Source organism: Burkholderia sp. KCJ3K979 (assembly GCF_016759955.1).
Classification (GTDB): domain Bacteria; phylum Pseudomonadota; class Gammaproteobacteria; order Burkholderiales; family Burkholderiaceae; genus Burkholderia; species Burkholderia orbicola.
Genome location: NZ_JACFYV010000119.1, coordinates 1 through 20,169, shown reverse-complemented (window position 1 = coordinate 20,169; position 20,169 = coordinate 1). Strand labels below are relative to the sequence as shown.

At 67.0% G+C, this 20,169-nt stretch carries 20 protein-coding genes and 1 pseudogene; 8 read left to right on the top strand and 13 right to left on the bottom strand.

Annotated features, from left to right (window positions below; translation table 11 throughout):
* A partial coding sequence (locus H3O04_RS22680) for an alanyl-tRNA editing protein (protein WP_202588482.1) occupies nt 1-633 on the top strand: 633 nt, incomplete at its 5' end.
* The gene (locus tag H3O04_RS22675) at nt 630-1,247 is read left to right on the top strand and encodes a DUF924 family protein (protein WP_202588481.1); all 618 of its coding nucleotides are present in this window, start codon (nt 630-632) and stop codon (nt 1,245-1,247) included. The genes H3O04_RS22680 and H3O04_RS22675, both read left to right, overlap by 4 nt.
* A 173-nt stretch (nt 1,248-1,420) precedes the next feature.
* Here H3O04_RS22675 and H3O04_RS22670 read toward each other — a convergent pair whose 3' ends face one another.
* From H3O04_RS22670 to H3O04_RS22620, 11 genes are all read right to left on the bottom strand, one after another.
* The gene (locus tag H3O04_RS22670) at nt 1,421-3,313 is read right to left on the bottom strand and encodes an ArnT family glycosyltransferase (protein ID WP_077178108.1); all 1,893 of its coding nucleotides are present in this window, start codon (nt 3,311-3,313) and stop codon (nt 1,421-1,423) included.
* Between the two features lie 227 nt (nt 3,314-3,540).
* Entirely contained in the window at nt 3,541-4,302 is a 762-nt protein-coding gene (locus H3O04_RS22665) for an SDR family oxidoreductase (protein ID WP_054928015.1), read from the bottom strand.
* A gap of 22 nt (nt 4,303-4,324) precedes the next feature.
* Nucleotides 4,325-4,906 (bottom strand): TIGR00730 family Rossman fold protein, encoded by a 582-nt coding sequence (locus H3O04_RS22660; protein ID WP_054928014.1) that lies wholly within the window; start codon nt 4,904-4,906, stop codon nt 4,325-4,327.
* Complete coding sequence (locus tag H3O04_RS22655; protein WP_006478243.1) at nt 4,903-5,661, bottom strand: TetR/AcrR family transcriptional regulator; 759 nt, start codon at nt 5,659-5,661, stop codon at nt 4,903-4,905. Before H3O04_RS22655 ends, H3O04_RS22660 begins: the two co-directional genes overlap by 4 nt.
* Before the next feature lie 201 nt (nt 5,662-5,862).
* On the bottom strand, nt 5,863-6,399 hold the full coding sequence (locus tag H3O04_RS22650; RefSeq protein WP_011694335.1) for a diacylglycerol kinase: 537 nt from the start codon (nt 6,397-6,399) through the stop codon (nt 5,863-5,865).
* Nucleotides 6,396-7,430 (bottom strand): glycosyltransferase family 4 protein, encoded by a 1,035-nt coding sequence (locus H3O04_RS22645; RefSeq protein ID WP_043888581.1) that lies wholly within the window; start codon nt 7,428-7,430, stop codon nt 6,396-6,398. The genes H3O04_RS22650 and H3O04_RS22645 overlap by 4 nt, the downstream gene beginning before the upstream one ends.
* Nucleotides 7,431-7,458: 28 nt before the next feature.
* Nucleotides 7,459-8,397 carry a UDP-2,3-diacylglucosamine diphosphatase gene (locus tag H3O04_RS22640; RefSeq protein WP_006478246.1) on the bottom strand — a complete coding sequence of 313 codons (939 nt, stop codon included), beginning with the start codon at nt 8,395-8,397 and terminating at the stop codon, nt 7,459-7,461.
* 222 nt (nt 8,398-8,619) lie between these two features.
* Nucleotides 8,620-9,126 (bottom strand): RDD family protein, encoded by a 507-nt coding sequence (locus H3O04_RS22635; RefSeq protein ID WP_006478247.1) that lies wholly within the window; start codon nt 9,124-9,126, stop codon nt 8,620-8,622.
* A gap of 6 nt (nt 9,127-9,132) precedes the next feature.
* Complete coding sequence (locus H3O04_RS22630; protein ID WP_006478248.1) at nt 9,133-9,900, bottom strand: DUF3106 domain-containing protein; 768 nt, start codon at nt 9,898-9,900, stop codon at nt 9,133-9,135.
* A 26-nt stretch (nt 9,901-9,926) separates the two neighbouring features.
* Nucleotides 9,927-10,346: a DUF3619 family protein gene (locus H3O04_RS22625; protein ID WP_006478249.1), complete on the bottom strand. Its 420-nt coding sequence runs from the start codon at nt 10,344-10,346 to the stop codon at nt 9,927-9,929.
* Complete coding sequence (locus H3O04_RS22620; RefSeq protein ID WP_006478250.1) at nt 10,343-10,906, bottom strand: RNA polymerase sigma factor; 564 nt, start codon at nt 10,904-10,906, stop codon at nt 10,343-10,345. Before H3O04_RS22620 ends, H3O04_RS22625 begins: the two co-directional genes overlap by 4 nt.
* A gap of 355 nt (nt 10,907-11,261) precedes the next feature.
* Between H3O04_RS22620 and H3O04_RS22615 the strand changes: the two genes are divergently transcribed.
* From H3O04_RS22615 to H3O04_RS22590, 6 genes are all read left to right on the top strand, one after another.
* Nucleotides 11,262-13,025, top strand: a complete 1,764-nt coding sequence (locus tag H3O04_RS22615) for an acetolactate synthase 3 catalytic subunit (protein ID WP_006478251.1) — start codon at nt 11,262-11,264, stop codon at nt 13,023-13,025.
* Between the two features lie 111 nt (nt 13,026-13,136).
* The gene (ilvN, locus tag H3O04_RS22610; protein WP_006398781.1) at nt 13,137-13,628 is read left to right on the top strand and encodes an acetolactate synthase small subunit; all 492 of its coding nucleotides are present in this window, start codon (nt 13,137-13,139) and stop codon (nt 13,626-13,628) included.
* A 106-nt stretch (nt 13,629-13,734) separates the two neighbouring features.
* Complete coding sequence (ilvC, locus tag H3O04_RS22605) at nt 13,735-14,751, top strand: ketol-acid reductoisomerase (RefSeq protein WP_006478252.1); 1,017 nt, start codon at nt 13,735-13,737, stop codon at nt 14,749-14,751.
* 127 nt (nt 14,752-14,878) lie between these two features.
* Complete coding sequence (locus H3O04_RS22600) at nt 14,879-15,523, top strand: phosphatidylserine decarboxylase (protein ID WP_202588480.1); 645 nt, start codon at nt 14,879-14,881, stop codon at nt 15,521-15,523.
* A 15-nt stretch (nt 15,524-15,538) separates the two neighbouring features.
* Entirely contained in the window at nt 15,539-16,411 is an 873-nt protein-coding gene (pssA, locus tag H3O04_RS22595; protein ID WP_006478254.1) for a CDP-diacylglycerol--serine O-phosphatidyltransferase, read from the top strand.
* A gap of 343 nt (nt 16,412-16,754) precedes the next feature.
* Nucleotides 16,755-18,299, top strand: coding sequence for a 2-isopropylmalate synthase (locus tag H3O04_RS22590; protein WP_006478255.1), 1,545 nt, complete (start codon nt 16,755-16,757; stop codon nt 18,297-18,299).
* A 72-nt stretch (nt 18,300-18,371) separates the two neighbouring features.
* Here H3O04_RS22590 and H3O04_RS22585 read toward each other — a convergent pair whose 3' ends face one another.
* Both H3O04_RS22585 and H3O04_RS22580 read right to left on the bottom strand, forming a co-directional pair.
* Nucleotides 18,372-19,922 carry a SulP family inorganic anion transporter gene (locus tag H3O04_RS22585; protein WP_011545820.1) on the bottom strand — a complete coding sequence of 517 codons (1,551 nt, stop codon included), beginning with the start codon at nt 19,920-19,922 and terminating at the stop codon, nt 18,372-18,374.
* Nucleotides 19,923-19,963: 41 nt separating this feature from the next.
* A pseudogene (locus H3O04_RS22580) lies at nt 19,964-20,169 on the bottom strand (carbonic anhydrase); the annotation flags it as partial.

The window sequence follows — 20,169 nt, the reverse complement described above, 5'->3', positions numbered from 1 at the left end:
GTGTTCTATCCGCTCGGCGGCGGCCAGGCCGGCGACACCGGCACGCTGACGCTGCCCGACGGCAGCACGATCGCGATCGCCGACACGCGCAAGGCGAAGTTCGACGGCGCGACGCCCGACGACGCCGTCCATGTGCCCGCGCCGGGCCAGGAGGCGAGCGTCGCGACGCTGGCCCCCGGTACGCGCGTGGTCGCGGAGATCGACTGGCTGCGCCGCTACCGGCACATGCGCCTGCACACGGCCGCGCACCTGATGTGCGCGGTGCTGCCGTACGCGGTCGACGGCTGCAGCGTGACGGCCGACTACGTGCGGCTCGATTTCGCGACTTCCGACGCGATCGACCGCGACGACGTCGAGCGGCGCCTCGCGGGCTTCGTCGTCGGCGCGCATCCGGTCACGACCGAATGGATCACCGACGACGAGATGGCCGAGCGTCCCGAACTCGTGCGCACGATGAGCGTGAAGCCGCCGATGGGCCTCGGCCGCGTGCGGCTGCTGCGCATCGAAAACGTCGACCTGCAGCCGTGCGGCGGCACGCATGTGCGCAACACGTCCGAAATCGGCGGGTTGCGGATCGCGAAACTGGAAAAGAAGAGTGCGCGCACACGGCGCCTCGTACTGGAGTTTGCATGACGGTCGATACCGGGAAAGCAGGCGCGGCGGCGCTCGATCCGCAGGCACGGGAGATTCTCGATTTCTGGTTCGGCGAGCCGGCCTCGGCCGAATTCGGGCAGAACCGCAAGGTCTGGTTCAACGGCGGCGCCGCGTTCGACGACGTGCTGCGCACGCGTTACGGCGCGCTGCTCGACGCCGCGTGCGACGGCGCCTGCGATCACTGGGCCGATTCGCCGTCGGGCGCGCTGGCGTTGATCGTCGTGCTCGACCAGTTCTCGCGCAACATCCATCGCGGCACGCCGCGCGCGTTCGCCGCCGATCCGAAAGCGCTCGCGCTCGCCCGCCGCGTCGTCGCGGCCGGCTGGGACGCCCGGTTGCCGAGCGGCCATCACCGTGCGTTCGCGTATCTGCCGTTCGAGCACGACGAGTCGGTCGAGAGCCAGCGCGAGGCCGTGCGCCTGTGCGCGGGCATCCGCGACGAGGCCGGATGCGAGAGCTATCACCGCTACGCGTTGCTGCATGCGGCGATCGTCGAGCGCTTCGGCCGCTTTCCGCACCGGAACGCGATTCTCGGTCGCGCGTCGACCGACGAGGAAACGGCGTTTCTGCGAGAGCCCGGCTCGTCGTTCTGACGATCCGTACGTTGGCGTGATGAGGGAACGGGGCGGCTAACGCCCGGACGCTTGCGGGTTCGTGCAGGCACGGGTACGGCAGCACGGGCTGCGCACCGGTCGGGCGGATTGCCGCGACCTATGCCGAAGAGGAAAGTGAAGGCGGGCAGGACGGCGCATCGCGCCGTCCTGTATCACTGCAGGTGCTGTTCGGGCGTGCGCACGTAGACGCGCAGCAATTCCTCGTTGTCGCCCGGGCGGGCGCCCGCCCAGAACAGCTTCCATTCGCTGCCCGGCGCCGGATCGACGGCCCGCACGCCCTGCACGATCATCCACGTGCAGCGCGTCGTCTTCGCGTCGTCGATCGGCGTGTGCTCGATGCCGGAGAAGTAGTACAGCATCGGCGCTTCCGATTCGCCGAGCCCATGCAGGCTCGCCATGCAGTCGCCGTCGTTCCATTCGAGCGCGAGATGCGCGTTCAGGTCGTCGAACACCGAGCGGTAGCTCTTCGCGACGTCGAGCCACGGCAGCAGCAGCGTATAGATGAGCCCCCACGCGACGAGCGCGCCGGCGCCCCACGACAGCGCGCCGCGCCACAGCCCCGTCGTGCGCAGCTTCGGCAGCAGCGTCAGCCAGCCGACCGTCAGCGCGAGCGCGCCGGTCACGAGCGCAGGCTGGATCGGCATCGTCCAGTCGAGCGGCAGCCAGCGGCCGAGCAGCGCGAGATCCGCGCGCGACGCGGCCGGATCGGCCATCACCGCCCAGATCGCCCATGCGAGCACGACGACCGTGCCGAACAGGATGCGGCTGAGGTAATCCCACGCGAGATGCAGCCGGCGCGGCAGGCGCTCGATCGCCTGCGCGGCGACCAGCGCGAGCGGCGCGAAGAACGGCAGGATGTAGAGCTGGCGCGACGTCGCGGACACCTGCAGCACCACGAGCCCGATGCCGGCGAACAGCACGGGCAGCGCGATGCGCGGCGCACGCCAGTCGCGCCATGCGCCGCGGGCGAGCGCGACGATCGCGAGCGGCGCGACCGGGAAGCCGACGGTAAGGAACGCGCGCAGGATGAAGAACGGCTTGTCGTTTTCCGCGCCCAGTTCGGGCACGGAGAAACCGAAGAAGCGACCGACGTTGTTGTCCCAGAACCACGTCATGAACAGCGTTTCGGAGCGCAGGAACAGCGCGGTCGGCCAGATCAGCGCGAACGGCGCGAACACGAGTGCGGCGACGCCCAGCGCGCGGGCGAACGAGCGGGTGCGGCAGGCCGGGTAGAGCGCCAGCGTGCACACGAGCGTGGCCGCGAACACGAGCGGCACGAACAGCCCTTTCGCCATCAGCGCGATGCCGACGCCCGCGCCGAAGACCGGCGCGGCCCAGCGGCTCGCCGGATGCACCGGCAGCCCGTGCCGCATCTGCTGCGCCCGCGCGACATGCTGCATCACGAGTTCGAGCAGCCCGCAGAACCCGATTGCCGTCCCGGCAAACAACGCGACGTCCGTCATCATGTCGTGCACGTGCTTGATGACGACGAGCGTGCCGGCGCTGAGTACCACCGGGCCGAGCACGCGCAGGTCGAACCAGGTGTCCGCGCGACTGGCCACGCGGGCCGCGCGGGCGATGAAGCCGAACGCGAGCGCGGCGAACAGGGCACTCGCCAGGCGCGCCGCGTCGTGCAGCGGCATCACGCGCTGCAGCAGCCACGCGAGGCTGGTCGCGACCCATGCGTAAAGCGGCGGCTTTTCCATGAACGGCAGGCCGGCATTGGTCGGCACGACGAAGTCGCCGGTCTCGAGCATGTGCTGGATGATGCCGAACGTGTAGGTTTCGTCCTGTTTCCACGGATCGTGGCCGAGCACACCGGGCAGCGTGTACGCGCACACCAGTGCGGCGATGAACAGCCAGGCGCGCCAGCCGAGCAGCAGCGAGCGGTCGCGCGGGGCGCTGATCGTGGCGGTCGAGGCGGCGACGGGCGTACCGGCGACGTCGAGCGTCGCGAGGACGTCGGTATCGGCGGTCGAGCGGGTGTGCGCGGCCGGGGCGGGCACGGACGTGCGTCGTCGGCTGGGCGCTGCGGTTCCAGGCATGGAAAAGATCTCGGGTCGAGTCGAGCCGGTCCGGCGACATGGGCGGGACCGATAAGGGATTACATCCGGCTAACGGACAGGATGTTTAAGACACCTGTCTGAATGACCGCTAGTAGAGCACGGAATTGTTACGGATGTTTACTGAAACTGTCACGGAATTGTGGAGATTTGTGGCACCGTGACCACGGGGCGTTTTCGTCAGCCGTATTGTTGCGCCGCGTGTCAGCTTAGCGGCCGCCGCCGACGTCGAGCAGGGCGCCCGTCGTGTAGGACGCCGCATCGCCGAGCAGCCAGACGATCGCCTCGGCGATCTCCTGTGCCTCGCCCGCGCGGCCGAGCGGCGTTTGTGCGCCGAGGCGGGCGGCGCGGCCCGGCTGGCCGCCGCTTGCATGAATTTCGGTCTCGATCAGGCCGGGGCGCACCGCGTTGACGCGCACGCCGTGCGGGCCGAGTTCCTTTGCCAGGCCGATCGTCAGCGAATCGACCGCGCCTTTCGAGCCCGCGTAGTCGACGTACTCGTTCGGCGAGCCGAGCCGCGACGCGATCGACGACACGTTGACGATCGCGCCGCCGCGGCCGCCACGGTCGGTCGACAGCCGGCGCGCCGCTTCCCGCGCGCACAGATAGGCGCCGAGCACGTTGGTATCGAACATCCGCCGCAGCCGGTCGACCGGCATGTCGGCGAGCGGCATCGACGGCGCGACGATGCCTGCATTGTTCACGAGCGCGTCGAGGCGCCCGAACTCGGTCGCAACCGTATCGAACATCGCGACGACGTCGGCCTCGTTCGCGACATCGCCCGCGACGATGCACGCGCGGCCGCCCGCGTCGCGCACGGCCTGCGCGGTCAGTTCGGCCGCTGCCGCGTCGCGCGCGTAGTTGATGCCGACGTCCCAGCCGCGTTCGGCCGCGAGCACGGCGGTCGCGCGGCCGATGCCGCGGCTCGCGCCGGTGATGAGGACTGCCTTGCGGTCGGACGGTGCGGTCATCGCGTGCGGTTTCCGGTGAGGATCACTTCGCTGCGTCTGGCGCCCACTTGTCGCGGGCGGGCGGCAGGTAGTGGCGCAGCCGCTCGATCAGCGCGACGGGTTCCGATTCGACGCACAGCGCGTCGAAATAGGCGGGCCGCATGAAGCCTTCGTCGACCGTATGGCGCAGTAGCGCGATCAGCGGATCGTAGAACGAATCGATGTTGTAGAGCGCGACGGGCTTGCGGTGATAGCCGAGCTGCGCCCACGTGTAGACCTCGAAGAGCTCCTCGAGCGTGCCGGCGCCGCCGGGCATCGCGACGAACGCGTCGGAGAGGTCGGCCATCATTTTCTTGCGATGGTGCATGTCGGGCACGACGTGCAGTTCCGACAGCCCCGTATGGCCGACTTCCTTGTCGACGAGCAGCTCGGGGATCACGCCGACCGCCCGGCCGCCGGCCGCCATCACTTCGTCGGCGATCACGCCCATCAGGCCGACGCGGCCGCCGCCGTACACGAGCGTGAGGCCCGCATCGACGAGCGCGCGGCCGAACGCGCGCGCGGCGTCGGCATAGACGGGCCGCACGCCGGACGACGAGCCGCAGTAAACGCAGACTGCCTTCATTGCTTGGAATCCTTGGCGGACGCCTGCCCGGTGACGACGGGGCTGTCGGCGGGGCGCGGGGAGCCGTCGCGCGGCGGCAGGTAGTCGGTGAACTGGCGCTTGGGCAGCTTGCCGGAGACGAGGTCGTCGAACAGCTGGCGCGAACGGCCGCGCAGGTACGGGGCCATGATCGAGATCACGTGCATGCTCACCTGGTGCAGCTCTTCGCGGATCGCGTCCTGGTCGTTGTATTTGCGCGGATGCATCACGTACTGGTACGACAGCCAGTAGGTCGAGATCACCGCCATGTTGGTGGCGATGACCTCGATCTCGGCGGGCGTCGCGACCATTTCGGCATCGGAGACGAGCAGCTCGCACATGTCGTGCGCGAAGCGCACCTTGTGGCTGATGATCTGCTTGAAGTGCGTCTCGAGCGTGCGGTTGCGCGCGAGCAGGTCGTTGAGGTCGCGATACAGGAACCGGTAGGTCCACATGAAATCGGCCATGTACTGCAGGTACGACCAGGTTTCGTCGATCGTCGGACGGTGATCTTCGGGGAAGCGCAGCCGCCGTTCGATCTGCTGCTCGAACTGCGCGAAGATGCTGTTGATGATGTCGTCCTTGTTGCGGAAATGGTAGTACAGGTTGCCTGGACTGATTTCCATTTCCTCGGCGATCGTCGTGGTGGTGACGTTCGGCTCGCCGATCTCGTTGAAGAGTTTCAACGACAACTCGAGAATCCGTTCGCGGGTGCGGCGGGGAGGTTTCGCTTCCATGTCGTCCGGCCCTGTGTGTGCCGGACTGGCGGGCGCTGCAATCGATGCTGCGTGATTCGTCCGGCGCGGGTTGCTGTTCTATGTCTAGCGGACGATTATAAACCGGGGTTTCGCCACATCGGGGCATTTCATGATCGCGGCCCCGCGCGGCGCATGGTGCAGCGCCGCATGCGGGCGACGGGAAGGACGCCGGGCGGTTGCCTAGAAGCCGAGCCAGCGTGCGACGACCGGCCCGAGCACGAAGCCCCACGTCGTCACGCACGCGAACAGCGCGACCGTCACGGCCGCGCTGCCGAGGTCCTTCGCGCGCTTCGAGAGTTCGTGGCGCTCGAGCGAGATGCGGTCGATCGCGGCTTCGACGCTCGAGTTGAGCAGCTCGACGATCAGCACCAGCAGCACCGAGCCGATCAGCAGCGCGCGCGATGCGGCCGGCACCGGCGCGAACGCGCCGATCGGCAGCATCAGCGCGGCGAGCGTGAGCTCCTGGCGAAACGCGCTTTCCTCGCGGATCGCGACGCGAAAGCCGTTCAGCGAATGCTTGAGCGCGAACCACGCACGCGTGATGCCGCGGTGGCGCTTGTACGGGTTCGGCGGCAACGGCGCGAGCCGGTCGTCGGGGCCGAGCGGCTCGTGCGGGTGCACGTCCGCATCGGCGTGCGGCTCTTCCTCGTCGAACGGGCGGTGCCGTGACGGCGTCGCGGCGGGGGGCGGGATCTTGTCGTTCAGGTCTCGTTTCAAACGGCGGCACCTTCGGCTGGCGAGTACGCGGTCTTCGGCAGCGGCTTCAGATGCGACGCGAACTGCTCGGATGCCGCGCGCCACGAGAAGCGTTCCGCCCACGCGCGCGCAGTCGTGCGTTCGATCTTCAGCGCCTCGAGGCAGGCTTCCTGCAGGTCCTCGTGCATCGCGCCCGCGTCGCCGCCGCTGAGCACGTCGATCGGGCCCGTGACGGGATACGCGGCCACCGGCGTGCCGCAGGCGAGGGCTTCGAGCAGCACGAGGCCGAACGTGTCGGTGCGACTCGGGAATACGAACACGTCGGCCGCAGCATACACCTTCGCGAGCTCGGTCTGTGACAGCACGCCGAGATAGTTCGCCTCCGGGTAGCGCGACTTCAGTTCCGCGAGCGCGGGGCCTTCGCCCGCGACCCACTTCGAGCCGGGCAGGTCGAGGCGCAGGAACGCCTCGACGTTCTTCTCGATCGCGACGCGGCCCACGTACAGGAAGATCGGCCGCGCGGTGTTGAGCACCTTCGACTCCATCGGCCGGAAGATGTCGAGATCGACGCCGCGGGTCCACAGCACGACGTTCGTGAAGCCGAATTTCTCGAGGTCCTGCTTGACGACCGGCGTCGGCGCCATCACCGCGAGCGACGGGCCGTGGAACCAGTGCAGGAAGCGGTAGGTGGCGGCGAGCGGAATACCGAAGCGCGCCTGCACGTATTCCGGAAAGCGCGTGTGGTACGCGGTGGTGTACGGCAGCTTGCGGGCGCGCGCATAGCGCCGCGCGGCCAGGCCGAGGGGGCCTTCGGTCGCGATGTGCAGCGCGTCGGGTGCGAACGCATCGATCCGCGCGCGCAGCTTGCGGTACGGCAGGATCGACAGGCGGATCTCGGGGTAGGTCGGGCAGGGCACCGTGCGGAATTCCAGCGGCGTCAGCAGTTCGACGCGGTGGCCGAGCGCCGTGAGTTCGCGCGCCGTGCTCTTCAGCGTGCGCACGACGCCGTTGACCTGCGGTTCCCACGCGTCGGTGACGATCATGATCTTCATCGCGGCATGTCCTGTAAGTAGGGTTGTGTCAGGCAGCGGCCTTGGCCTTGCGCGACGTGGTCTCCGACGGTGCGGTGCGCATCACCGTCCAGTAGACGATCTTCAGTTCGCCTTCCATCGTTTCGACGAGCGCGGACAGGCTTTCGACCCAGTCGCCGTCGTTGCAGTACAGCACGCCGTCGATGTCGCGAATCTCGGCCTTGTGGATGTGGCCGCACACGACGCCGTCGCAGCCGCGGCGGCGCGCCTCGTCGGTCATCACGGTCTCGAACTGCGAGATGAAGTTGACCGCGTTCTTGACCTGGTGCTTCAGGTACTGCGACAGCGACCAGTACTGGAAGCCGAGCCGGCTGCGGATCCGGTTGAACCAGCGGTTCAGCACGAGGATCAGCGTGTAGAGCGTGTCGCCGAGGTACGCGAGCCATTTCGCGTGCTGGATCACGCCGTCGAACAGGTCGCCGTGCACGATCCACAAACGTTTGCCTGCGAGCGTCGTGTGGAATGCCTCGCCGCGCACCTGGATGTCGCCGAACGCGAGATCGCAGAACTGCCGCGCGCCTTCGTCGTGGTTGCCGGGGATGTAGACGACCTGCGTGCCCTTGCGCGCCTTGCGCAGGATCTTCTGCACGACGTCGTTGTGCGCCTGCGGCCAGTACCAGCCCTTTTTCAGCTGCCAGCCGTCGATGATGTCGCCGACCAGGTACAGGTATTCCGAGTCGTTGTGACGCAGGAAATCCAGCAGGTAGGGCGCCTGGCAGCCGCTCGAGCCGAGGTGGATGTCGGACAGCCAGATGGTGCGGTAGCGATGGGCGGACGGCTCGGGGTCCTCGTGCTGCGTGGTGTGCGCGACGGGCGGCTTGTGCGACACCACGCCGTCGGTTGCCCCCGAGCCGGACAGGAACGCAGTGGCGGCGCGGGCGCCGATGGGGTGACGAAACAGTGAGGTCGCGGACGTTTTCTGGCCCATGCATGACTCGCGCCGGTTGACATTACCGGCATTCCGCCATGCGGGCGTGACTGTGCCATGACAGTCACGAGACGTTCTTATTACGACCGTTGAAGGGTGTTTAGCAGTGAACGAGCGGGCGTTGCGTCATCTGCCGCACTGAACGGCCGAAGCTTGTTCGGCAAGGCCGTCCGGAGGGCAGGAGCACCGAGCGAGCGGCTTTCGTCTGGCGAATGCGGCGCGTCAGCGCGGTATCGCGACGACGCGGGTGCGCGCGATCCGGTCGTGCGGGAACTGGCGGCCGGCGTGCAACCGGGCGGCGCCGGCCCATACGATGATCCACGCGGCGGCGAGCGCGAGCGTGACGGGTACCGACAGGCCGAGGAGCGGGTGCAGCGCGAGCGGCGGCAGGAACCACAGCCAGCCGAGCACGTAGCGGACGAGCGCGTGGCCGGCGCTCAGCGGCCGGCCGTTCGACGATTCGAGCCGCAGTCGCCAGGTTTTCATCGGCAGCGTCTGGCCGCCGTGCGTCCAGAACCACACGAAATACGCGCCGACGACGAGCGCGATCCACGCGGCAAGCAGGTTGTGATGGACGAGGCCGTTGCGTTGCTGCGTCGCGAGGCTGAACGCGAGCCCGGCGAAGAACACGACGCCGAACAGCAGCACGCCCTCGTAGAGTAGCGCGGCGAGGCGCCGTCGCACGGACGGCGCGGCGGTCGGGGTGTCGGGCGCGCGGGCGTTTGCCACGGCCGTTCAGGAGCCCTTGAACAGCGAAGGTGCGTCGGCGGGCGACACCGGCGCCACGGCGGCCGGTGCGGACGCGGTGCCGGACGTCGACGACGCGGGCACCGGCTGCGCGGCGACGCCGGCCGACGCGGGCGCCGGAGCGGCGGCCGCACCGCTGGCCGGGTGTTCGTGCGAATTGACGAGGCGGCGGACGTCACGGTCGGCGACGGTCGGCGGCGCGCTGACGACGCTCGGCTTGCGGCGGCGTTCGGCGGCGGCAAGCCGTTCCTTCTGCTCCTCGGGGAGTTGCTGGTAGGCCTTCCACGCGCGCTCGCGCGCCTGCGCGGACAGTTCCTTCGCGCTCTGGTAGTTCTCGCGTGCGACGCGGCGCTGCTCGGGCGTCATCTTCGCCCATTCGGTCATCCGCTCCTGCAGGCGCTTCTGGTCATCCGGCGACAACTTCGCGAAACGCGATGCGATCTTCAGCCATTTACGCTTGCGGGCATCGCTGAAGCCGTCCCACTGGTCGGCGAACGGGGCGAGGGCCGCGTGCTGCGCCGGCGTGAGGCGCGCCCACGACAGCGGGCCGGCGGCGGCCGGTAGCGGCAGGGGAAGCGGCAGCGGCGGAAGTTCGGTGGTCAGCCCGGCCGCGGCCGACGCCGGCGCGGCGGAACTGGTGGTCGCGACGGGCATCGTCGCGGGGGCCGGGTGGAATCGGGGATACGTGGCGACGTAGGAAACGGCGATCGCGATCACGCATCCGAAAAATACGGCCAGGCCGCGCTTCTGACTCACCCGTACGATCCCCTCGTTATTGTCTGTTAGTGAGCGCGCGAAAGATACGCGTTGAACCCGTGGTCGAGATACGCGTTGAGCGGCAGGTCGTCGCTGAGCATCGCCGCATCGATGTCGGCGAGTTCGGCGGTGCGCTGCATGTCTTCCCAGTACGCGATGCCGACGAGCCCCGCGAGCAGCAACGCGAGCGGCCACGCGCGCAGCAGGCGGCGGCCGAACGACGTCGGCGGGCGGTTCGCGGGCGTCGGGCCGTAGGCGCCGGCCGCGCCGGCGAAGGCCGGCACGAACACCGGCGCGGTCGCGGCTTCGGGCTTCTTGCGCGCGAGCGCGGCCCGGCGGGCGACGGCCAGCCGATCGGTGGTCGCGGCAGGCAGCGCGGACGCGCGCTCGTCCAGCGCGCGGCGCACCTTCAGCGCGAATTCGTGTTCTCGGTTTGCGGAGCTCATAGCGTGATTCCTTTGGCCTTGAGCGCTTGCGCCAGGGTATGAGTGGCTCGTGAGCAGTGCGTCTTGACGCTGCCCTCGGAGCACCCCATTGCGGCGGCAGTCTCGGCGACATCCATATCTTCCCAATAACGCATCAGGAACGCTTCCCGTTGACGCGCCGGAAGTTTCTGGATTTCTTCGTCGATCAGGGCCAGAACCTGCTCTCGTTCGAGGCGGTGCTCGCTGCTCTCGACGCCCGCGTTGTCGTCCGCGGATTCGAGTGTTTCGAGCGGGTCGAAGTCGTCGTCGTCGGTGTTGTTCAGCGACGAGAAGAGCGTCACCCACGTATTGCGGACCTTCTGCCGGCGGAACCAGTCGTGGATCGCGTTCTGCAGGATCCGCTGAAAAAGCAGCGGCAGCTCGGCCGACGGCCGGTCGCCGTACTTTTCCGCGAGCTTGATCATCGCGTCCTGCACGATGTCGAGCGACGCATCGTCGTCACGCACGGCGTACGCAGCCTGCTTGAACGCGCGCCTTTCGACGCCCGCCAGAAAGTCGGCGAGTTCCTTGTCTGATGCCATTCCGTGAAGGTATGCGCTGCGGCCCGCTGCGTGGTGTAAAAGGTCGAAAAATTTCGTAAAACCCGCGGATGCTATCAAATTTTCGTGCGGCTTGGCACCGGGTCGGGCGCCGCACGTTGCGCGCGAGCCGCGCCGGCGGGACGCCCCGCGGCGTGCATGATGCGCTGCGGGATATTTTACTTGACGGCCCCATCACGACCCGCTATCGTCAGCGATTCGCAACATGAAGTGATGGTCTCATTTGAGGCTGGCCCAAGAAGCCCGCCCTTCAAACTGGACGCGCCGCTTGAACCCGAGCCACAAGCCCGGCAGAGAGCACCCGATCAATTTTTTGCCGAAAATTCGAAAGGTCAAAATGAACATGCCCAGCGCGGAATTCTCCACGTCGGAACCCCTTTCCCCTCCCGATAGCGACTCCATCGGCGGTACCGTGCTCATGAAGGCACTGGCCGACGAAAACGTCGAATTCATCTGGGGCTACCCCGGCGGCTCGGTTCTCTACATCTACGACGAGCTGTACAAGCAGGACAAGATTCAGCACGTGCTGGTGCGCCATGAACAGGCGGCCGTGCACGCAGCCGATGCGTATGCGCGCTCCACCGGCAATGTCGGCGTCTGCCTCGTGACGTCGGGCCCCGGTGTCACCAACGCGGTGACCGGCATCGCAACGGCTTACATGGATTCGATCCCGATGGTCGTGATCAGCGGCCAGGTGCCGACTGCCGCGATCGGCCAGGATGCATTCCAGGAATGCGACACCGTCGGCATCACGCGTCCGTGCGTGAAGCACAACTTCCTCGTGAAGGACGTCCGCGACCTCGCGGCAACCGTCAAGAAGGCGTTCTATATCGCCCGCACCGGCCGGCCGGGCCCGGTGCTGATCGACATCCCGAAGGACATCTCGAAGACGCCGTGCCAGTACGAGCCGATCAAGAGCGTGTCGCTGCGCTCGTACAACCCTGTCACGAAAGGCCATTCGGGCCAGATCCGCAAGGCCGTGTCGCTGCTGCTGACCGCGAAGCGTCCGTACATCTACACGGGTGGCGGCATCATCCTCGCCGACGCGTCGCGTGAACTGAACCAGTTCGCGGACCTGCTCGGCTACCCGGTCACGAACACGCTGATGGGCCTCGGCGGCTATCGCGCGTCGGACAAGAAATTCCTCGGCATGCTCGGCATGCACGGCACCTACGAAGCGAACATGGCGATGCAGCACTGCGACGTGCTGATCGCGATCGGCGCCCGCTTCGACGACCGCGTGATCGGCGACCCGGCGCACTTCGCGTCGCGCCCGCGCAAGATCATTCACATCGACATCGACCCGTCGTCGATTTCGAAGCGCGTGAAGGTCGACATCCCGATCGTCGGCGACGTGAAGGAAGTGCTGAAGGAGCTGATCGAGCAACTGCAGACGGCCGAGCATGGCCCCGACACCGAAGCGCTCGCGCAATGGTGGAAGGACATCGAAGGCTGGCGCGCGAAGGACTGCCTGAAGTTCGACCGCGAAAGCGAGATCATCAAGCCGCAGTACGTGGTCGAGAAGGCGTGGGAGCTGACGGACGGCAATGCGTTCGTGTGCTCGGACGTCGGCCAGCACCAGATGTGGGCCGCGCAGTTCTACCGTTTCAACAAGCCGCGTCGCTGGATCAACTCCGGCGGCCTCGGCACGATGGGCTTCGGCCTGCCGGCGGCGATGGGCGTGAAGATGGCCCATCCGGACGACGACGTGCTGTGCATCACGGGCGAAGGCTCGATCCAGATGTGCATCCAGGAACTGTCGACCTGCCTGCAGTACGACACGCCCGTGAAGATCATTTCGCTGAACAACCGCTACCTCGGCATGGTCCGCCAGTGGCAGCAGATCGAATACAGCAAGCGCTATTCGCATTCGTACATGGATGCGCTGCCCGATTTCGTGAAGCTCGCCGAAGCGTACGGCCATGTCGGCATGCGGATCGAAAAGACTTCGGATGTGGAGCCGGCGCTGAAGGAAGCGCTGCGCCTGAAGGACCGCACCGTGTTTCTCGACTTCCAGACCGATCCGACCGAAAACGTCTGGCCGATGGTACAGGCCGGCAAGGGCATCACCGAGATGCTGCTCGGATCGGAAGATCTGTAACGGCGCGACGCGCGTCTGGCCGGATGCGGCCGCCTTCACGAAGGGCGGTGCGGCACGCGGCGGCGCGCGGCGCGAGTGAATCGACACGGACACATTCTGGAAGAAGCGAACATGAGACACATCATTTCCGTCCTGCTGGAGAACGAACCGGGCGCGCTGTCGCGCGTGGTCGGCCTGTTTTCCGCACGCGGCTACAACATCGAAACCTTGACGGTGGCGCCGACCGAAGACCAATCGCTGTCGCGGCTCACCATCGTTTCCATTGGCTCCGACGACGTGATCGAACAGATCACGAAGCATCTGAACCGCCTTATCGAGGTGGTGAAAGTGGTGGACCTGACCGACGGTGCACACATCGAACGCGAGCTGATGCTGATCAAGGTACGTGCAGTGGGCAAGGAGCGCGAAGAAATGAAGCGGATGTCGGACATTTTCCGCGGCCGCATCATCGACGTGACCGAGAAGACCTACACGATCGAATTGACGGGCGCGAGCGACAAGCTCGACGCATTCATCCAGGGGCTGGACGCGGGCGCGATCCTCGAGACCGTGCGCACCGGCAGCTCCGGCATCGGACGCGGCGAGCGCATCCTGAAGGTGTGATGCCGACATAGCCAAAGAGGCACGCCGGGTGCGCCGTCATGTCCCGGCCCGCAGTACTCCATCCGAACGAATTATTGAATTTTTTTGAATTAGCGAAGGAACCATCATGAACGTTTTCTACGACAAAGACGCTGACCTCTCCCTCATCAAGGGCAAGCAAGTCACGATCATCGGCTACGGCTCGCAAGGCCATGCGCACGCGCTGAACCTGAAGGACAGCGGCGTGAACGTGACGGTCGGCCTGCGCAAGGGCGGCGCGTCGTGGAGCAAGGCCGAAAACGCCGGCCTGTCGGTCAAGGAAGTCGCGGAAGCGGTGAAGGGCGCGGACGTCGTCATGATGCTGCTGCCGGACGAGCAGATCGCCGACGTGTACGCGAAGGAAGTCCACGCGAACATCAAGCAGGGCGCGGCGCTCGCATTCGCGCACGGCTTCAACGTGCACTACGGCCAGGTGATCCCGCGCGCCGACCTCGACGTGATCATGATCGCGCCGAAGGCGCCGGGCCACACCGTGCGCGGCACGTACTCGCAAGGTGGCGGCGTGCCGCACCTGATCGCGGTGGCGCAGAACAAGTCGGGCGCGGCACGCGACATCGCGCTGTCGTACGCGGCGGCGAACGGCGGCGGCCGTGCCGGCATCATCGAGACGAACTTCCGTGAAGAGACCGAAACCGACCTGTTCGGTGAGCAGGCCGTGCTGTGCGGCGGTACCGTCGAGCTGATCAAGGCGGGTTTCGAGACGCTGGTCGAAGCCGGCTACGCGCCGGAAATGGCGTACTTCGAGTGCCTGCACGAGCTGAAGCTGATCGTCGACCTGATCTACGAAGGCGGCATCGCGAACATGAACTACTCGATCTCGAACAACGCCGAGTACGGCGAGTACGTGACCGGCCCGCGCGTCGTCACGGAAGAGACGAAGAAGGCGATGAAGCAGTGCCTGACCGACATCCAGACGGGCGAGTACGCGAAGAGCTTCATTCTCGAAAACAAGGCGGGCGCCCCGACGCTGCAGTCGCGCCGCCGCCTGACGGCCGAGCACCAGATCGAGCAGGTCGGCGCGAAGCTGCGTGCGATGATGCCGTGGATCGCGAAGAACAAGCTCGTCGACCAGACGAAGAACTAAGCACCTCGTGCTGTTCCGGCCCTTCGAGTGGAGGGTCGGCATCAAAAAGCCGTCCGAAGGCAGCAGTGCCCCGGGCGGCTTTTGTTATGCTACGTGCTTTGCAATTCACCGAACACAGAACGAATCCATGAACTATCCTCATCCGATCATCGCGCGCGAAGGCTGGCCGTTCATCGCGATTGCAGTCGTCGTCGCGCTGTTGATCCATGCCGTCGGGGGCTTCGGCTTCGCGTGGCCGTTCTGGCTGCTGCTCGTCTTCGTCGTCCAGTTCTTCCGCGATCCGCAGCGCCCGATCCCGGCGCAGCCGAACGCGGTGCTGTGCCCGGCGGACGGCCGCATCGTCGCGGTCGAGACCGCGCAGGATCCGTACGCGAACCGCGAAGCGCTGAAGATCAGCGTGTTCATGAATGTCTTCAATGTCCATTCGCAGCGTTCGCCGGTCGATGGCGCGATCAGCAAGGTCGAGTATTTCCCGGGCGCGTTCCTGAACGCGGCGATCGACAAGGCGTCGACCGAGAACGAGCGCAATGCGGTCGTGATCCAGACGGCGAGCGGCAAGACCGTCACGTCCGTGCAGATCGCCGGCCTGATCGCTCGCCGGATCCTCTGCTACGTGCGCGCCGGCGAGCCGCTGTCGCGCGGCCAGCGTTACGGTTTCATCCGCTTCGGTTCGCGCGTCGACGTGTACCTGCCGCTCGGCAGCCGCGCGAAGGTGTCGATCGGCGAGAAGGTCTACGCGTCGTCGACGATCCTCGCCGAGCTCGAACAGTAAGCGGCGGGGCGCACGATGGCCGCATTCAAACCGCGTCGGCCGCGTAACGGCTCCGGTCAGACGCCACGCCCGTTCCGCCGCAACAAGGTGATGGCGCCCGATGCGGCGCCGCTCGAGAGCCGCCGCGCTGCGCGCCAGCGGTTCCTGAAGACGCGCGGCATCTATCTGCTGCCGAACGCGTTCACGACCGCCGCGCTGTTCTGCGGCTTCTTCGCGGTCGTGCAGGCGATGAACGTACGCTTCGAGATCGCCGCGATCGCGATTTTCGTGGCGATGGTGCTCGACGGGATGGACGGGCGCGTCGCGCGCATGACCCATACGCAGAGCGCGTTCGGCGAGCAGTTCGATAGCCTTTCCGACATGGTGTCGTTCGGCGTCGCGCCCGCGCTCGTGATGTACGAGTGGGTGCTGAAGGATCTCGGCCGCTGGGGCTGGCTCGCCGCGTTCGTCTATTGCTCGGGCGCCGCGCTGCGCCTCGCGCGCTTCAACACGAACATCGGCGTGGTCGACAAGCGCTTCTTCCAGGGGCTGCCGAGCCCGGCCGCCGCCGCGCTGATCGCCGGCTTCGTGTGGCTCGCGACCGACAACCGCGTGCCGATGAAGCTCGGCTGGCTGCCGTGGGTCGCGTTCGTGCTGACGATCTACGCGGGCGTGACGATGGTGTCGAACGCGCCGTTCTACAGCGGCAAGGCGCTCGACGTCCGGCACCGCGTGCCGTTCGCGGCGATCCTGCTCGTCGTCGTCGCGTTCGTGCTCGTGTCGTCCGATCCGCCGCTGATGCTGTTCTGCCTGTTCGTGCTGTACGGGCTGTCCGGCTACGTGTTCTGGGCCTACATGGCCATCCGCGGGCGCGCGAATCCGGCGCGCTCGTCGCAGCGCGATCACTGACGCCGACGCACGATCTGCCAGGAAACGGCGGCCTCGGGGCCGCCGTTTCCATTTGCCCCTTTTTGCGGGCCAGGCCGCGCCGGTTCACGGTTTCCGGGTGCCGTTCCCGGGTGTCGTCCAATTGCGCGGTCCACGGAATGTCGCTATAGTCTGCGGCATGACTGCATTTCCCCGCTTCCCCCTCCTTCTGGCCGGTGCGCCGCTACGCGCGCCAGCTTTGGCGCGCCTGCCGCGCTGACCGTTCTCGCCCTCCGTCTCAAGCCTCGTCTGTTGTTGAGCGTCGCCAGCGGTGGCGCGATCTCGTTACGTTTGACTTCCGTATAAAAGAGCCCTGGAGCCCCCCATGACAGACAAGCTGATCATTTTCGATACGACGTTGCGTGACGGCGAGCAATCGCCCGGCGCGTCGATGACGAAGGAAGAGAAAATCCGCATCGCGAAGCACCTCGAGCGGATGAAGGTCGACGTGATCGAGGCGGGTTTCGCTGCCAGCTCGAACGGCGATTTCGATGCGATCCACACGATCGCCGGTCTCGTGAAGGACAGCACGATCTGTTCGCTGGCGCGGGCCAACGACAAGGACATCCAGCGCGCGGCGGACGCACTCAAGCCGGCCAACAGTTCGCGGATCCACACGTTCATCGCGACGTCGCCGCTGCACATGGAGAAGAAGCTGCGGATGACGCCGGACCAGGTGTTCGAGCAGGCGCGTCTCGCGGTGCGTTTCGCGCGCAAGTTCACCGACAACGTCGAATTCTCGCCGGAAGACGGCAGCCGTTCGGATCTCGATTTCCTGTGCCGCGTGCTGGAAGCGGTGATCGCCGAGGGTGCGACGACGATCAACATCGCCGATACGGTCGGCTACGGCGTGCCGGAACTCTACGGCAACCTCGTGAAGACGCTGCGCGAGCGCATTCCGAACTCGGACAAGGCGATCTTCTCCGTGCATTGCCACAACGACCTCGGGATGGCGGTGGCGAACTCGCTCGCCGGCGTGAAGATCGGCGGTGCGCGGCAGATCGAATGCACGATCAACGGTCTCGGCGAGCGCGCGGGCAACACGTCGCTCGAGGAAATCGTGATGGCCGTGAAGACCCGCAAGGACTACTTCGGTCTCGACGTCGGCATCGACACGACGCAGATCGTGCCGACGTCGAAGCTCGTGTCGCAGATTACCGGCTTCGTCGTGCAGCCGAACAAGGCGGTGGTCGGCGCGAACGCATTCGCACACGCATCGGGCATTCACCAGGACGGCGTGCTGAAGGCGCGCGACACCTACGAGATCATGCGCGCGGAAGACGTGGGCTGGACCGCGAACAAGATCGTGCTCGGCAAGCTGTCGGGCCGCAACGCGTTCAAGCAGCGTCTGCAGGAGCTGGGCGTGTCGCTCGACAGCGAAGCCGAACTGAATGCCGCGTTCATGCGCTTCAAGGATCTGGCCGACCGCAAGGCGGAGATTTTCGACGAGGACATCATCGCGATCGTGTCCGAGGAATCGGCGCTCGCGCAGGAACAGGAGCACTTCAAGTTCGTGTCGCTGTCGCAGCGTTCGGAAACGGGCGAGCAGCCGCAGGCGAAGGTCGTGTTCGCGGTCGAAGGCAAGGAAGTGACCGGCGAGGCGCGCGGCAACGGCCCGGTCGACGCGACGTTCAATGCGATCGAGGGTGAAGTCGGCAGCGGATCCGAGCTGCTGCTGTACTCGGTGAACGCGATCACGACCGGCACGCAGGCGCAGGGCGAAGTGACCGTTCGGCTGTCGAAGAGCGGGCGGATCGTCAACGGCGTGGGCACCGATCCGGATATCGTCGCCGCATCCGCGAAGGCGTACATTTCCGCGCTGAACAAGCTGCACTCGAAGGACGACAAGCTCAACCCGCAGCGCTCGTAAGCGCCGCGCGTTGCGCGGCACCGAGACGCCCCGTGCGGCCCTGCGCCGCCGGGGCGTTTTTTCATTGGCCGCTCATTCCGCGGCCGGCGCGCGGAACAGCCAGCGGCGCGCCGCCGGGCGTGGCGCCGGATTGCGCCGGCGGAACTCGACCGCGATCCCGCGCCGCGGCGCATCGGCGACGAACGCATCGAGCAGTTCGAGCACGTCGTGATCGATGTAGTCGGCGCGCGTCGCGTCGATGATCACCGCCGCCCGGTCCGGAATGTGCCGCAGGTGGTGCTTGACCTGCACCTTGCCGAGAAACGACACGTCCTTGCGGAACGACAGCAGGAAGTGATCGTCATGCTGCGCAAGCGTGACGGGGCTCTTCAGGTTCGCGACGGCGACGGCCAGCACGCTGCATGCGAGGCCGAGCGCGATGCCGAACAGCAGGTCGACCGCCAGCACACCCGCGATCGTCGCCGCGAACGGCGCGAACGCGGCCGGGCCTTGCTTCATGACCGAGCGGAACAGCGCGGGCTTCGCGAGCTTCAGACCGGTGTGGATCAGGATCGCGGCCAGGCTCGCGAGCGGGATCAGGTTGATCAGGCCGGTGAGCGCAAACACGCTCGCGAGCAGCAGGACCCCGTGCACGATCGCGGACATCCGGCTTTGCGCGCCGGCGTTGACGTTGGCCGAACTGCGCACGATCACCGACGTGATCGGCAGGCCGCCGACGGCGCCCGCGACGAGGTTACCGACGCCCTGCGCCTTCAGCTCGCGATCGGGTTGCGTCGGCCGCCGCTTCGGATCGATCTGTTCGACCGCTTCGAGGCACAGCAGCGTCTCGAGGCTTGCGACGACCGCAAGCGTGATCGCCACGCGCCATACGTCCGGATTGAGCAGTTGCGCGAAGTTCGGGCCGAGCTCTGCATGCTTGAGCGATGCCGCGAGCGCCGCGAACGAGTCGAATTCGGGCAGCGTGACGCGATGGGCGGCGCCCGGTGCGGCTGCCGGTGCGACCACGCCGAGCACGAGCGTCGCGCCGATGCCGAGCACGACGACCGCGAGCGGCGCGGGTACCGAGCGCACCCACGCGAAGCGCTTGAGAGCCGGCGTGTCCCACGCGATCAGCAGCCCGAGCGACGCAAGCGCGATCACCGTGGCGGCCCATGCGGTCGGCAGGCTCGGCCAGTTCGCAAACGATTGCGCGGCCTGGCCGCCGAGGCCGAATGCGAACGGAATCTGCTTCACGATCAGCAGCAGGCCGATCGCGGCGAGCATGCCCTTGATGACCGGCGATGGCACGTAAGCGGCGAAGCGGCCGGCGCGCAGCATGCCGAAGCCGAACTGCAGCACGCCGGACAGCAGCACCGCGAGCAGGAACGCGGAGAAGCTGCCGAGTTGCGCGATCCCTTCGACGACGATCACGACGAGGCCGGCGGCCGGCCCGCTGACGGACAGCGACGAGCCGCTCAGCAGTGCGACGACGATGCCGCCGACGATGCCCGACACGAGCCCGGCGAACGGCTCGACGCCGGACGCATTGGCGATGCCGAGACAGAGCGGTAGCGCGACGAGGAAAACGACGATGCCGGCGACGATGTCGCGCGGCAGGGTGGATAGGCGCTCGTTCAGTTTCATGGTTGGGGTGGTTTCGTTGGCGTGGAGGGGCAGGGCGCGGGTCAACCGAGCGCGACGGCGGCAGCGCGCTCGGGCTCGGGCTCGGCTTCGGTCGGCGACGCCGCATAGCCGGAATCGAGCTCCTTCAGGCGGCCGTCGGCGAGCGAAAAGATCCAGCCATGCACGAGCGGTGGCCGCTCGCGGCCGCGCACGATCGGCGACGCGCGCAGCAGCCGCACCTGTTCGAGCACGTTCAGCTCGGCGAGGC